At 65.1% G+C, this 13,483-nt stretch carries 14 protein-coding genes and 1 tRNA gene; 4 read left to right on the top strand and 11 right to left on the bottom strand.

Annotated elements, in window-relative coordinates; genetic code table 11:
* Positions 1-84 precede the first annotated feature (84 nt).
* From EYE42_RS05145 to EYE42_RS05135, 3 genes are all read left to right on the top strand, one after another.
* Positions 85-684 carry a cold-shock protein gene (locus EYE42_RS05145; RefSeq protein ID WP_130990253.1) on the top strand — a complete coding sequence of 200 codons (600 nt, stop codon included), beginning with the start codon at positions 85-87 and terminating at the stop codon, positions 682-684.
* Positions 671-1,168 carry a DUF192 domain-containing protein gene (locus EYE42_RS05140; protein ID WP_246020593.1) on the top strand — a complete coding sequence of 166 codons (498 nt, stop codon included), beginning with the start codon at positions 671-673 and terminating at the stop codon, positions 1,166-1,168. Before EYE42_RS05145 ends, EYE42_RS05140 begins: the two co-directional genes overlap by 14 nt.
* Before the next feature lie 40 nt (positions 1,169-1,208).
* Positions 1,209-1,285 (top strand) — tRNA-Pro (locus EYE42_RS05135).
* Between the two features lie 128 nt (positions 1,286-1,413).
* Here EYE42_RS05135 and EYE42_RS05130 read toward each other — a convergent pair.
* The 11 genes from EYE42_RS05130 to EYE42_RS05085 all read right to left on the bottom strand — a co-directional run bounded on the left by EYE42_RS05130 (position 1,414) and on the right by EYE42_RS05085 (position 12,557).
* Entirely contained in the window at positions 1,414-2,028 is a 615-nt protein-coding gene (locus tag EYE42_RS05130; protein WP_246020592.1) for a sulfotransferase, read from the bottom strand.
* Positions 1,991-2,224 (bottom strand): hypothetical protein, encoded by a 234-nt coding sequence (locus EYE42_RS16295; RefSeq protein ID WP_246020591.1) that lies wholly within the window; start codon positions 2,222-2,224, stop codon positions 1,991-1,993. Before EYE42_RS16295 ends, EYE42_RS05130 begins: the two co-directional genes overlap by 38 nt.
* Positions 2,225-2,357: 133 nt before the next feature.
* Complete coding sequence (gene preA, locus EYE42_RS05125; protein ID WP_130990252.1) at positions 2,358-3,659, bottom strand: NAD-dependent dihydropyrimidine dehydrogenase subunit PreA; 1,302 nt, start codon at positions 3,657-3,659, stop codon at positions 2,358-2,360.
* Positions 3,660-3,706: 47 nt separating this feature from the next.
* Positions 3,707-4,636, bottom strand: coding sequence for a sulfotransferase family protein (locus EYE42_RS05120; RefSeq protein WP_130990251.1), 930 nt, complete (start codon positions 4,634-4,636; stop codon positions 3,707-3,709).
* 5 nt (positions 4,637-4,641) lie between these two features.
* Positions 4,642-5,988 (bottom strand): NAD(P)-dependent oxidoreductase, encoded by a 1,347-nt coding sequence (locus EYE42_RS05115; RefSeq protein ID WP_130990250.1) that lies wholly within the window; start codon positions 5,986-5,988, stop codon positions 4,642-4,644.
* Positions 5,989-6,248: 260 nt separating this feature from the next.
* Positions 6,249-7,229 (bottom strand): ABC transporter substrate-binding protein, encoded by a 981-nt coding sequence (locus EYE42_RS05110; protein ID WP_130990249.1) that lies wholly within the window; start codon positions 7,227-7,229, stop codon positions 6,249-6,251.
* Positions 7,230-7,253: 24 nt separating this feature from the next.
* Positions 7,254-8,096, bottom strand: a complete 843-nt coding sequence (locus EYE42_RS05105; protein ID WP_130990248.1) for an ABC transporter permease — start codon at positions 8,094-8,096, stop codon at positions 7,254-7,256.
* Positions 8,093-9,004 carry an ABC transporter permease gene (locus EYE42_RS05100; protein WP_130990247.1) on the bottom strand — a complete coding sequence of 304 codons (912 nt, stop codon included), beginning with the start codon at positions 9,002-9,004 and terminating at the stop codon, positions 8,093-8,095. Before EYE42_RS05100 ends, EYE42_RS05105 begins: the two co-directional genes overlap by 4 nt.
* Complete coding sequence (locus tag EYE42_RS05095; protein WP_130990246.1) at positions 8,997-9,770, bottom strand: ABC transporter ATP-binding protein; 774 nt, start codon at positions 9,768-9,770, stop codon at positions 8,997-8,999. Before EYE42_RS05095 ends, EYE42_RS05100 begins: the two co-directional genes overlap by 8 nt.
* A 1-nt stretch (position 9,771) precedes the next feature.
* Positions 9,772-11,223 carry a dihydropyrimidinase gene (gene hydA, locus EYE42_RS05090; RefSeq protein ID WP_130990245.1) on the bottom strand — a complete coding sequence of 484 codons (1,452 nt, stop codon included), beginning with the start codon at positions 11,221-11,223 and terminating at the stop codon, positions 9,772-9,774.
* Positions 11,224-11,288: 65 nt separating this feature from the next.
* A complete protein-coding gene (locus EYE42_RS05085) occupies positions 11,289-12,557 on the bottom strand; it encodes a Zn-dependent hydrolase (protein ID WP_130990244.1) in 1,269 nt (422 codons plus the stop codon).
* Between the two features lie 193 nt (positions 12,558-12,750).
* On the opposite strand from EYE42_RS05085, the gene EYE42_RS05080 reads away from it, so the two are divergent.
* Positions 12,751-13,368, top strand: a complete 618-nt coding sequence (locus tag EYE42_RS05080) for a TetR family transcriptional regulator C-terminal domain-containing protein (protein ID WP_130990243.1) — start codon at positions 12,751-12,753, stop codon at positions 13,366-13,368.
* Positions 13,369-13,483 lie beyond the last annotated feature (115 nt).

Here is a 13,483-nt window from a genome sequence, read left to right as displayed (position 1 = left end):
GACTGCCGCTGCACGACGGAATATTGAACGGTCGCATTGGGTTATACCTGGAATGAAAGGCGCGGATGCGCATGTGGTGGTAAGATGACGGACGACAAGGGGCTGAAGCTGGTATCGGGGCTGGTCAAATGGTTTGATCCGGCCAAGGGCTATGGCTTCATCCTGAACGAGGAAGGCGGCCCCGACATCCTGTTGCATGCCAATGTCCTGCGCAATTTCGGCCGCAGTTCGGTCGCCGACCAGTCGCGCGTGACGGTCTGGATTCAGCCCACCCAGCGCGGCTTGCAGGCGACCGAGGTGGTGTCCATCGAACCCCCCCTGTCAGAGGGTGCGCCGATCGCGGATCTGGACAACGGCGTCATCGAACATCTTGACGCACTGCCGCTGCGGCCTGCGCGGGTCAAGTGGTTCGACAAGGCCAAGGGATTTGGATTTGCCAATATCTTCGGTCATCCCGACGACGTTTTCCTGCATGTCGAGGTATTGCGCCATTCCGGCTTTGCCGACCTGACCATCGGCGAGGCGATCGGCATCCGCGTGGTCGAGGGGCCGCGTGGCCTGATGGCAGCCCAGATCACAAGCTGGGACCGCGGTACCGAACAGGGGGCGCCCAGTCTTGTGGAAACCGGCGTGGGCGCGCAGGTCCAGGACATCAAGGACTTCATAACACATGTTGCCGAATAAGGCGGTCGCGGCCCTGCTGGTATGGCTTCTGGCAGGGACGGCAGGGGCCGAGCCGGTTTCCTGCATGTCCGACCGTGTCGTTTTCCAGACCCCCTCTGGCCCGGTCGGCGTATCCGTCGAAATCGCCGATGACGAGGCCGAGCGTGCGCAGGGCCTGATGTTCCGCCGCGAACTGGCCGAAAATCGGGGAATGCTGTTCATCTATGACCAGCCCCGTACGGTCAGTTTCTGGATGCGCAACACGCTGATCCCGCTGGATCTGGTGTTTCTGGACGACACCGGCACCGTGCGCTACATCCACCGCAACGCCCGTCCGCTGGATGAAACCCCCATTCCCGGCTCTGCGATAGGCGACCCCCGGCCTGAACGGCTGATGGTTGTCGAGGTCGCGGCGGGCGAGGCCGACCGGCTGGGCCTTGCCGTCGGCCAGCCGATGGCCCATCCCCGCCTGCCGCAGGATCGGGCCGCGCTGCCCTGCGGCTAGGGCTTTCCCCCGCCGTTTCGATCCGCTAAAGGGATCGCGTCGGGGCGTGGCGCAGCCTGGTAGCGCGACGGTTTTGGGTACCGTAGGCCGGAGGTTCGAATCCTCTCGCCCCGACCAGCCTGCCGTATCTACCTTCGCTACCCCAGAAGCAGATCGTCCTATCCGTCCGCTCCAGGGGTTCGAATCCTCTCGCCCCGACCAGCCTGCCGTATCTACCTTCGCCACCCCAGAAGCAGATCGTCCTATCAGTCCGCTCCAGGGGCCGGGCTTGGCCTTATGTCCTCCTCGTAGTCCTCCGCCAGCCAGTTTCCCAGATCCAGTCCAGTCAGTCGGGCGGTTTCGCAAATGTCCGGCGCAAACAGTTTCTGCAGACGGTTCTGCATGATGGCGGAAAGAATCCTGCCGTCACCCGATGCCCCGGGAACGGCCTCGATATAGTCGCGCTCTGGGCCGCGGCTTACGATTTCCGGAACACCCAGAAAGCGTTCGATCCGGGCCAACGTCTGGGCAGGCTCCGACCACAGGTCGTCTACCTGCAGGAACAGGATCTGATTACGGGGAAACATACTTAGCAGCACCCGGATCTGCGCGGCATAAAAGCCGCGTTCGATATAGGAAAAGATCCGATGGACGCCCCCGGGTGCGTCCTGCACCCGGCGGCGTCCTTTGGCAGACACCGCCTCTTCAAACGACAGTGTCTCGTGACTGCGCCGTGTTTCCATCCGCCAATGCGAATAGGCACGGCTTACAGGGTGGCGGAGGCTGACGATCAGCCGGGCATGGGGATTGTAGGCCCGCAGCCGCGCAAGGGAATCCGGCCAGTTAAAGATAGATCGGCGTGGCTTCTCCCCGCAGGACATCGGCCACCGTCCAGTCGAACTGATCATGCAGCCGCCCGTGATCGGGCAGCGACCATGAAATGGATTCGTTGTCGAAGTGATGCACCTCCTTAACGCGCGCCATCTGCAACCGGGGATGCTGCCGCAAGTAGAAATCCAGGGCGGTAGTGCCGCCTTTCTGGGTGCCAATGATGAAGAAACCGACCTTTGAAATCATGCCGCCGCCCTGAAGGATGCCATGACCCGTAGCTATGTCACAGACGCCCTGCGACCGAAATGTGGATAATGCAGGGGACGACGACAGGCTCCGCCCGCCGCTCTCATGGCGGCGGGCGGTGCGGTGCTCAGGATTATTCCGCCGCCTTGGCCGCCATCGGATTGTTTGGATGCGTGGTCCAGTTCGCATAAAGGCCGCGGCGGATGCCGGTGCGCAGGTCCGTCTCGCCCACCGCCAGCTCGCGCATGTCGATGCAGTTCTCGACCGGGCAGACATCGACGCAGAGGTTGCAGGCGACGCATTCCTCCTCGATCACCTCGAAGACGCGGCCGGGCTTCATGGCGATGGCCTGATGCGATGTATCCTCGCAGGCGGCATAGCAGCGGCCGCACTTGATGCACAGATCGGGGTCGATGCGGGCCTTGGTGACATAGTTCAGGTTCAACTGGTTCCAGTCGGTCACGTTGGGCACCGCGCGCCCGATCAGGTCGGACATTTCCATGTCATGGCTGTCCAGATAGTCATGCAGGCCGGTGATCATTTCCTGCACCACCTTGAAGCCATAGGTCATGGCCGCCGTGCAGACCTGCACCGTGCCCGCGCCAAGCGCCATGAATTCGGCAGCGTCGCGCCAAGTGGTGACCCCGCCGATGCCACTGATCGGCAGGCCGCGGGTGGCGGGATTGCGGGCGATCTCCGCCACCATATTCAGGGCGATGGGCTTGACCGCCGGGCCGCAATATCCGCCATGGGCGCCCTTGCCGTCGATGGTGGGCTGGGGGGCGAACAGGTCCAGATCGACGCTGGTGATGGAATTGATCGTGTTGATCAGACTGACCGCGTCGGCGCCGCCCCTCATCGCGGCCTCGGCGGGCTTGCGGATGTCGGCGATGTTGGGTGTCAGCTTCACGATGCAGGGCATGCGCGAGTATTGCTTGACCCACCGCGTCACCATCTCGATGTATTCGGGCACCTGGCCCACGGCGGACCCCATGCCGCGTTCGGACATGCCGTGGGGACAGCCGAAGTTCAGTTCGACCCCGTCGGCCCCGGTGTCCTCGATCCGGGCCAGGATGTCGCGCCACGAATCCTCGTCGCAGGGGACCATCAGGGAAATGACCATGGCGCGGTCGGGATAGTCGCGCTTGACCGACTTGATTTCCCGCAGGTTCACCTCCAGCGGGCGGTCGGTGATCAGTTCGATGTTGTTGATGCCCAGCACGCGCCGGTCGGGACCGTGGATCACGCCGTAACGGGGGCCGTTGACGTTGACCACGGGCGGGCCTTCGGACCCCAGCGTCTTCCACACGACGCCGCCCCAGCCGGCCTGGAAGGCGCGGCGGACGTTGTATTCCTTGTCGGTGGGCGGTGCCGAGGCCAGCCAGAACGGGTTGGGGGACTTGATCCCGATGAAGGTGCTGAGCAAATTGGCCATGATTGCTTTTTCCTTATCAATACGGGCCCAACCGGCCGGCCTTCGGGTTACTTCAGATAGCTCCGGTCGATGTCGGCGATCCTCTTGTCGGCTGCCTGCTTCAACCCGGACAGCCGCAGCCGCCGGCCAAGGCCGCGAATGACCGGCAGCATGGGACCATAGCGTCCGACCATGTGTTTCCAGACAGCGGCGCGATTTTGCATCCGCAGCATCATCAGTTCCGAGACGTCAGGCCTGTGGACGGGCAGGCCGCTTGGCTCATACCCGCTGTCCTGCCAGAACGGATCCAGTCGCGACTCGATCAGCCGGACCTCGCGATCGCTCAGCTTGCGCTTCCATTGAGAGGCAAGTTTCGGATCGGGAGCGGCGTATGTCGTCCGGGCCGGATAGGCCAGAAGATCCTCGGTGAATCCTATTCCAAGAAACGCACATATGCGTCTGAGTTCCGCCTCGGGATTTCTGACCAGATCCTCATATCGCAGGACATGGACCGGGGTATCGGGAGAGGCTGCGATAAAATCGCGCCAGTTCTTTTCGGTTTCAAGCCATGTGTCCAAACCGTAATAGACATTGCCGGCCCATCCCATCCCAATCGCGGATCGTGCAACGTCACGGGGATCGCGCAGCAGTCGAATGATCCGAACCCCGGGCAAAAGCGTGGCGGCCTCTGACAGGTGACGGTGCAGCATGAGGACCGGCCGACCGCCGCCGCTTTCGGCAATCTGTCCGACCAAATCCAATAACGCCGCCTGACCGTTGGGGCCATGAGGCACAGCCAATCCGCTGTCCTGAAAGATTCGGGACGACTTCAAGTCATCGACTTCATAGCGCCAGCCATCCCCGTCACGATGCAGGTGGTCGAAAAGAAAGTCCGTTTCACCTGGCACCGTAAGGTCGGGGTGTCCGTCCAGCATAAGACGGATCATGGTGGTCCCGCCCCGAAGGGGACCATAGACAACGATGGGGTCGGCGCTCATCCGAATCACTTTCTGTCGTTTGACAATCTCAGATGAATATCCTCTGCCGCGTCGCGGCCCTGTGCAACCGCCGTCACGGTCAGATCGTCGCCCCCCGCGGCGCAGTCGCCCCCGGCCCAGACGCCGGGGATGCTGGTGCGTCCGGGGCCGGCCACGCCGATCTTGCCGCCGTCGAGCGCAAGGGCTTCGGGCACCCCGTCCAGCCGCTGGCCGATGGCACGGAACACCTGGTCGGCCCTGAGGCGGAAACGGTCCCCGGTCAGGTGCAGGCCACCGTCAGGGTCCGTGGCGGTATAGGCGAATTCGACCTCGGCCACGCTGCCGTTGCCATGCAGGCCGACGGGCGCGGCATTGCAGACGATCCGCACGCCGCTGCTGGTGGCATGATCCTGTTCGTGAAGGCTCGCTCCCATCTGCGAACGGTCGCGGCGATAGACGATGGTGACGTTTTCCGCGCCCAGCAGACGCGCCTGCACGGCGGCGTCCACCGCCGTCATGCCGCCGCCGATCACCACCACATCCCGGCCCACGGGCAGGGTCGTCAGATCGCTGGCCTGCCGCAGGTCGCGGATGAAGCTGACGGCATCCAGCACGTTGCCGCGATCCTCGCCTTCGGTCCGCAGGGCGTTGACTCCGCCCAAGCCCATGCCCAGGAACACCGCGTCGTATTCGGCCCGCAGCGCGTCCAGTGTGATGTCGCGGCCAAGGCGGTGGTCATGGCGCAACTCGATCCCGCCGATGCCCAGCAGCCAGTCCACCTCGGCCTGGGCGAACCCGTCCACGGCCTTGTAGCTGGCGATACCGTATTCGTTCAGCCCGCCGGGCTTGGGGCGCGCCTCATAGATCACGACGTCATGCCCCTTGGCGGCCAGCCTGTGCGCGCAGGACAGGCCCGCAGGCCCCGCGCCCACCACGGCGATGCGCCGTCCGGTCGGCGCCGCACGGCGAAAGGGGTGGTCCCCCTGCGCCATCAGCCCGTCGGTGGCATAGCGCTGCAACGCGCCGATCTCTACCGGGTCGCCCTCGGCCTCCATGCGGACGCAGGCGCCCTCGCACAGGGTCTCGGTCGGGCAGACGCGGGCACACATGCCACCGAAGATATTGGCGTGAAAGATGGTCATCGCCGCCGCATCGGGCGTGCCGGTCGCGATCTGGCGGATGAACAGCGGAATGTCGATGCCGGTCGGGCAGGCCGCGATGCAGGGCGCATCATGGCAGAAATAGCAGCGGTCGGCCGCCACGCGGGCTTCGTGATCGGTCAGGGGCGGGGCGACATCGACAAAGTTCGCCGCGATCTCCTGCGGCGTGAGGCGGCCGGGCATGACCCCCGGCGCCAGTCTTGCTTGGGACATTTGCGTCTCCTGGCTCACCTGTTGGTGAAATCAGGCTGGCACACGACAGATTTTTTATCAAATGGTAAAACTTTGTCAGGGGCGATTTGTGCATATTTCAGGCAAGCGGTTTCACAAAGACTGTCAGCCTGCCCAAAGCCTGAGGGGGCGCCTGATCTCGGGCCAAGGCCGATGTCCGTATGCCCGCGCAAGGGGAAAGGGGGGCTTTCCGCCCCCCATCCTTTGCGCGATTGCCCCAAGACTATCGGGAAGAAAAAAACCTAGTTCACGGCCTGTTCGGTAATGACGTGGCTGAACGCGCCCTCGGGCGCCTGCGAGATCACCGGATCCGACCCGCCCGCCATCAGCGTGTCCACCGTGCGCTGATAGTCGGCCTCGTCCAGGGCGCCGTTGCTGCCGGCGGTCAGCTTGGCGATCTCGGTCATCATGCGGACCTGGTGATCCAGGGTCTGGGCGCCGGTCTCGTCGTTTTCCAGCACGATCTCAGCGGCTTCCTGGGGGTTTTCCTCGGCGTATTTCCAGCCTTTCATGCTGGCGCGCACGAATTTCACCAGATCGGCGACCTTTGCCTGATCCTGAAGCGTGCTTTCCAGGACGTAAAGCCCGTCCTCCAGCGTGGCGACGCCCTGATCCTCGTATTTGAAGGTGACCAGGTCATCCTCGGCGATGCCGGCGTCCAGAACCTGACCGTATTCGTTATAGGTCATGGTGCTGATGCAGGCCGCCTGCTTTTGCAGCAGGGGATCGACGTTGAAGCCCTGTTTCAGGACCGTCACGCCGTCCGGGCCGCCTTCGGTGGACAGGCCAAGCTGGCTCATCCAAGACAGGAACGGATATTCGTTGCCCGAGAACCAGACGCCCAGGGTCTTGCCCCTGAAATCCGTGGCGGGGTCGGTGATGCCGCTTTCCTTGAGGCAGGTCAGCATCATCCCCGACGCCTTGAAGGGCTGGGCGATGTTGACCAGCGGCAGCCCCTTTTCCCGCGCGGCCAGGGCGGCGGGCATCCATTCGACGATCACATCGGCCCCGCCGCCCGCCAGCACCTGCGTCGGCGCGATGTCAGGGCCGCCGGGCAGGATGGTCACGTCCAGGCCTTCCTCCTCGTAGAAACCCTTGTCCTTGGCGACATAATATCCCGCGAACTGCGCCTGGGTGACCCATTTCAGTTGCAGGGTCAGTTCCTGTGCCTGCACCGCGCCGCCTGCCAGCGTCAGGGCGGCGCCCAGCATCAATTTTTTCATCTTCCCTCTCCTGTGTGTGGGGTGTCATCCCCGTTGAGGGCGCTGCGACGGGTGCCAGAACGTCACCTTCTTTTCGATCAGCGCCACGATGCCATAGAACAGCGATCCCGCGACGGCCGCCACAAGGATCTCGGCCCAGACCAGCGGCAGGTCCAGCCGCCCCACGGCGGTCGAGATGCGAAATCCCATGCCCCGCGTCGGGCTGCCGAAGAATTCCGCGACGATGGCGCCGATCAGGGCCAGCGTGGTGGTGATCTTCAGCCCGTTGAACAGAAAGGGCATCGCGGTGGGCAGGCGCAGTTTCCACAGGCTTGCGCCATAGGGCGCGGCCCAGGTGGCCATCAGGTCGCGCTGCATCGGATCGGTCGCGGCAAGTCCAGCCACCATGTTCACCAGGATCGGAAAGAACACCATCACCACGACGACAGCGGCCTTGGACTGCCAGTCGAAGCCGAACCACATCACCAGGATCGGCGCGATGCCGACGATGGGCAGGGCGGCCACGAAGTTGCCGATGGGCAGCAGCCCCCGTTGCAGAAAGGGGCTGCGGTCGATGGCGATGGCCGTGGCGATGGCTGCCGCCGCGCCGATCAGCCAGCCGGTCAGCGCGCCCTTGATGATGGTCTGCACGAAGTCCGTCCACAGGATCGCGGTGTTTGCCGCAAAGCTGGCGCCGATCTGGCTGGGGGCGGGCAGGATCACCGGGGGCACGGCATAGATGCGCACGATCATTTCCCACAGGATCAGGATCGTCGCGCCAAAGATCAGCGCCACCGCCAGCCGCGTGACGCGCGTGCCGAAACGCGACAGCCAGGTGTTGAGCGCCAGGGCGCCCAGCCAGACACCGATGATGGGCAGCGCGCTCATCGCGCCAGCCCCATGCGGGTCAGCGTCAGACGTTCGATCCAGCCGATCAGCATGACCAGGCACGCGGCCAGAATCGCCGCCGCGAACAGCGCCGCCCAGATCTGCACGGTCTGCCCGTAATAGCTGCCCGACAGCAGCCGCGCGCCAAGGCCCGCCGTGGCGCCCGCCGGAAGCTCTCCCACGATGGTGCCGACAAGGGCGGCGGCGATGGCGACCTTGAGGCTGGCGAACAGATAGGGCAGCGAACTGGGCAGCCGCAGCCGCCAAAAGACCTGCGCCGGGCTGGCGCTCCAACTGCGCATCTGGTCCAGTTGCAGGGCATCGGGCGTCCGCAGCCCCTTGACCATGCCGACCAGCACCGGAAAGAACGACAGCCAGGCGGCGATGACGGCCTTGGGCAGCAGCCCGGTGATGCCCGCGCTGGCCATGACCACGATCACCATGGGCGCGATGGCCAGGATCGGCACCGTCTGGCTGGCCACGGCCCAGGGCATCACCGACTGGTCCATGGCGCGGTTATGGACGATCCCGACCGCCAGCAGGATACCCGCCGCCGTGCCGATGGCGAACCCCGCCAGGGTCGCCGACAGCGTGACCCAGCCATGCCAGACCAGGCTGCGGCGCGAGGTGACGGCCTGGCCCGCAACCCCGTCCCACAGTCCTGCGGCCACCTGATGCGGCGCGGGCAGGACGGGCCGGTCCAGCGTCAGCGTCTGCCGGATCAGGTCGCCGGCCGTCAGGACCGCATCGGCCCGCGCGGCCTGATCGCGGACCCAGGTGGCGTTCATCCAGACCGCGGCAAGATACCAGATCACGATGATCGCCAGCAGCACGCTCAGGATGGGAAGGACGCACCCGAAGCTGAGGCTGATCCCGCCGGGCCTCCAGGGCGCGGTCTTTTCAGTCATAGCTGTGCCCCTCGCGCAGCCCCTCGCGGACCTGCTGGGCAAGCGCGATGAATTCGGGCGTGTCGCGGATGTCCAGCGGACGGTCGCGGGGCAGGGGGCTGTCGATCACCCGCGTGATCCGGCCCGGTCGCGGCGACATCACGACGATCCGGGTGGACAGGTACACCGCCTCGGGGATGGAATGGGTGACGAAACCGATGGTCTTGCCGGTCTTCTTCCACAGATCCAGCAGCGCCTCGTTCAGGCGGTCGCGGACGATCTCGTCCAGGGCACCAAAGGGTTCGTCCATCAGCAGGATGTCGGCATCAAAGGCCAAGGCGCGGGCGATGCTGGCGCGCTGCTGCATCCCGCCCGACAACTGCCATGGAAACTTGCCGCCGAAGCCGGTCAGATCCACGAGGTCCAGCACGCGTGTGATCCGCTGCGCCCGCTCGGCGCGGGAAAAACCCATGATCTCCAGCGGCAGGCTGATGTTGCCGGCGATGGTGCGCCAGGGATAAAGCCCCGGCGCCTGGAAGACATAGCCATAGGCCCGCGCCTTGCGCGCCGCGTCGGGCGTCATGCCGTTGACGGTCAGCGTTCCGCCCGTCGGGGTCTCCAGGGCGGCGATGGCCCGCAGGAGGGTGGTCTTGCCGCAGCCCGAGGGGCCGATGAAGCTGACGAAATCGCCGCGCTCGATGGTCAGGCTGACGTCCTTGAGCGCATGGACGGGGCCGTCGGCGGTGGGGAAGGTCAGCGATACGTCGCGGGCTTGGATCGCCGTCAACTCACACCCCGCTTGCCGGAATGCCCGACCGCTCCACCGGGCGCGGCGCGGTCAGTTCCTTCCAGGCCGACAGCGCCCGGTTCACCGTGCCGCGCGGCTCTCGGGCAACGAATTCCCCGTGGCCCTCGCGGCTATCCAGCGCGCCCTCTGTCACCGCCAGATGCCCCCGCGTCAACACATAGCGGGGCAGGCCCTTGACGCGCTGGCCCTCGAACACGTTGTAGTCGATGGCCGATTGCTGGCTGTCTGCCGTGATGGTCTTTTCCGCCTCGGGATCCCAGATGACCAGATCGGCATCCGACCCCACCAGCACCGCGCCCTTGCGGGGATACATCCCCAGGATCTTGGCGATGTTGGTCGAGGTGACGGCCACGAATTCATTGGGCGTCAGGCGTCCGGTGCCGACGCCGTGCGTCCACAGCATCGGCATCCGATCCTCCAACCCGCCGGTGCCGTTCGGGATCTTGGTGAAATCACCGATGCCGGTGCGTTTCTGATCGGTGGTGAAGGCGCAATGATCCGTCGCCACCACCGACAGGCTGCCCGACTGCAGCCCGGCCCACAGGCTGTCCTGATGCCGCTTGTCGCGGAAGGGCGGCGACATGACGCGGCGGGCGGCGTGGTCCCAGTCGGCGTTGAAGTATTCGCTTTCGTCCAGCGTCAGGTGCTGGATCAGCGGCTCGCCCCAGACGCGCTTGCCTTGGGAACGCGCCCGGCGGATCGCCTCGTGGCTGTCCTCGCAGGACACATGGACCACATACAGCGGCACCCCCGCCATGTCGGCCACCATGATGGCGCGGTTGGTGGCCTCGCCCTCGACCTGCGGGGGGCGGGAATAGGCATGGGCCTCGGGTCCGGTGTTGCCTTGGGCCAGCAGGCGGGCCTGCAGTTCGGCCACCACGTCGCCGTTCTCGGCATGGACCAGGGCCACGCCGCCCAGGTCGCCCACCCGGCGGAAGCTGCTGAACAACTCGTCGTCATTCACCATCAGCGCGCCCTTGTAGGCCATGAAGTGCTTGAAGCTGGTGATACCGCGATCCACCACCTGCGCCATTTCGTCGAAGACCTGCTGGTCCCACCACGTCACCGCCATGTGGAACGAATAATCGCAATGCGCCCGGCCCGACTTGTTGTCCCACATCTGCAAGGCGTCCAGCAGCCCTTGGCCGGGCGAGGGCAGGGCGAAATCCACCACCATGGTCGTCCCGCCCGCCAGCGCCGCGCGCGTGCCGCTGTCGAAGTCGTCGGCGGAATAGGTACCCATGAAGGGCATCTCCAGATGCGTGTGCGGGTCGATCCCGCCGGGCATGACAAGGCAGCCGCTGGCGTCCAGCACGGTGTCGCCGGTCAGCCCCTGGCCGATGGCGGCGATGCGGCCGTGTTCGATCAGGATGTCGGCTTTGTAGGTGAGGTCGGCGGTGACAACCGTTCCCCCTCGAATAACCGTGCCCATCGCCTGGTCCCTCTTTTTCACAAGAATATCCTGTTGGTCCGGGACGCGAAGTCCCGGAGGTCCGTTCAGCGCACCACCTCCGCCGCATCCAGCACCGCGTGCAGCAGCACGTCCGCCCCCGCCGCCGCCCATTCGGGGCTGATCTCCTCGGCCTCGTTATGCGACAGCCCGCCCACGCAGGGGCACATGATCATCACCGTGGGCGCCACGCGGTTGATCCAGCAGGCGTCGTGGCCCGCGCCCGAGACGATGTTCATATGGCTGTAACCCAGCCGTTGCGCCGCATTGCGCACCGTCTCGACCAGGCCGGGATCGAAGGCCACCGGATCGAAATGGCCGACCGGCTCGATGTCGATGCCCAAGCCCAGATCGGCTGCGATGCGGAAGGCTTCCTCCTCCAGCCGGGTGCGCATCGAGGTCAGCTTCGCCAGATCGGGCGACCGGAAGTCGATGGTGAACACGGCCTTGCCGGGGATCACGTTGCGGCTGTTGGGAAAGACATTGGCCTGGCCCACCGCGCCCACCGCGTCGGGCTGATGGTCCATGGCGATGCGGTGCACGGCCTCGATGATGCGGGCCATGCCCAGGCCCGCGTTCACGCGCATGGACATGGGCGTCGATCCGGTATGCGCGTCCTTGCCGGTCAGCGTGACCTGCAGCCACCACAGGCCCTGCCCATGGGTGACGACGCCGATCTGCCTGCCTTCGGCCTCGAGGATCGGGCCTTGTTCGATATGGTACTCGAACATGGCATGAATTCGGCGGGCCCCCGGCGCCTCGGTGCCGCGCCAGCCGATGCGGTCCAACTCGTCGCCGAAGCGCCTGCCCTCGGCATCGGTGCGGCTGTTGGCGTAATCCTCGTCATGAACCCCCGTAAAGACGCCGGAGGCCAGCATCGCGGGGGCAAAGCGGGCGCCTTCCTCGTTCGTCCAGTTCACGACCACGATGGGCCGGCGCGTCACGATGCCCATGTCGCGGATCGACCGGACCACCTCCAGCCCGGCCAGCACGCCCAGGACGCCGTCGTATTTGCCGCCCGTTGGCTGGGTGTCCAGATGGCTGCCGATATAGACGGGGTCCAGATCGGGTTCCGCCCCTTCGTGGCGCATGAACATGCTGCCCATGCGGTCCAGGCCCATGGTCATGCCCGCATCCTTGCACCATTCCCGGAACAGGGCGCGGCCTTGGGCGTCGGCGTCGGTCAGGGTCTGGCGGTTATTGCCGCCTGCGATTCCGGGACCGATGCGGGCCATCTGCATCAGGCTGTCCCACAGCCGTTCGCCATCGACCCGCATGTTGGGTGCAAGGGATGGCCCCCTTGGATCATCGGTCATCGGTCATCCTTCCTGTCTGGCCGTCCTGTTCTGGCGCAGGATCGACTGGATCGGCTGGGCAGCGACAGGCCCCTTCGGTTGTTGACCAAACGGTCAGGATCAGGCTAGCACGGGGCATGGGCCAGTCAAGCGCTGCGACGGGTGCCCTGTTCCCAACTGCCCGAATTTGCATCAGATCAAGGCGTAACCGGCAATGGCAGATCAGGCGCAGCCCATCCTGACGCGTATTCAGCAGAAAAACCGTGACCTGATCCTGGAAGGCGCCTTGACGGTGTTTTCGGAAAGCGGTTTTCGCGGCGCCACGGTGGACCAGATCGCCAGGGCCGCAGGCCTGTCCAAGCCCAATGTGCTGTACTACTTCGGCTCCAAGGATGACATTCACAAGACCTTGCTGACGACGCTGCTGGACATGTGGCTGGCGCCGATGGTGCGGATCGACCCGGCGGGCGAGCCCCTGGACGAGGTGCTGGGCTATGTCCGCGCCAAGCTGGAGATGTCGCGCCGTTTCCCCCGCGAAAGCCGCCTGTTTGCCTATGAGATTCTGCAAGGCGCGCCACATCTGACCGAAATCCTGGGGGGCAGCCTGCGCGGCATTGTGGATACCGCCGCCGCAACGCTGCAAGGCTGGATGGACCAAGGACGGCTGACGCCCATGGACCCGCGGCACCTGATCTTTTCCATCTGGGCATTGACCCAGCATTACGCCGATTTCGACGTGCAGATCCGCGCCGTGCTTGGCCCCGGTCACGATGCCTTCGACGAGGCCGAGCGGTTCCTGGAAAACCTGTATCGCAAGCTGCTGGAGGCCTAGGATCTGGACCCATAAACGGGATTCCCCGCTGGGCCGAAGTGTGATTCCCTGCGGTTTGAAGCAGGAGGACGGACATGGCTTCGGAGTTCTGGTTAAGCGACGCGCAGTTTGAACG

Origin of the sequence: Paracoccus subflavus (assembly GCF_004310345.1) — a bacterium.
Taxonomy (GTDB): Bacteria; Pseudomonadota; Alphaproteobacteria; order Rhodobacterales; family Rhodobacteraceae; genus Paracoccus; species Paracoccus subflavus.
The sequence above is the reverse complement of the archived record's forward strand: the minus strand, read 5'-3'. Positions and strand labels throughout refer to the sequence as shown.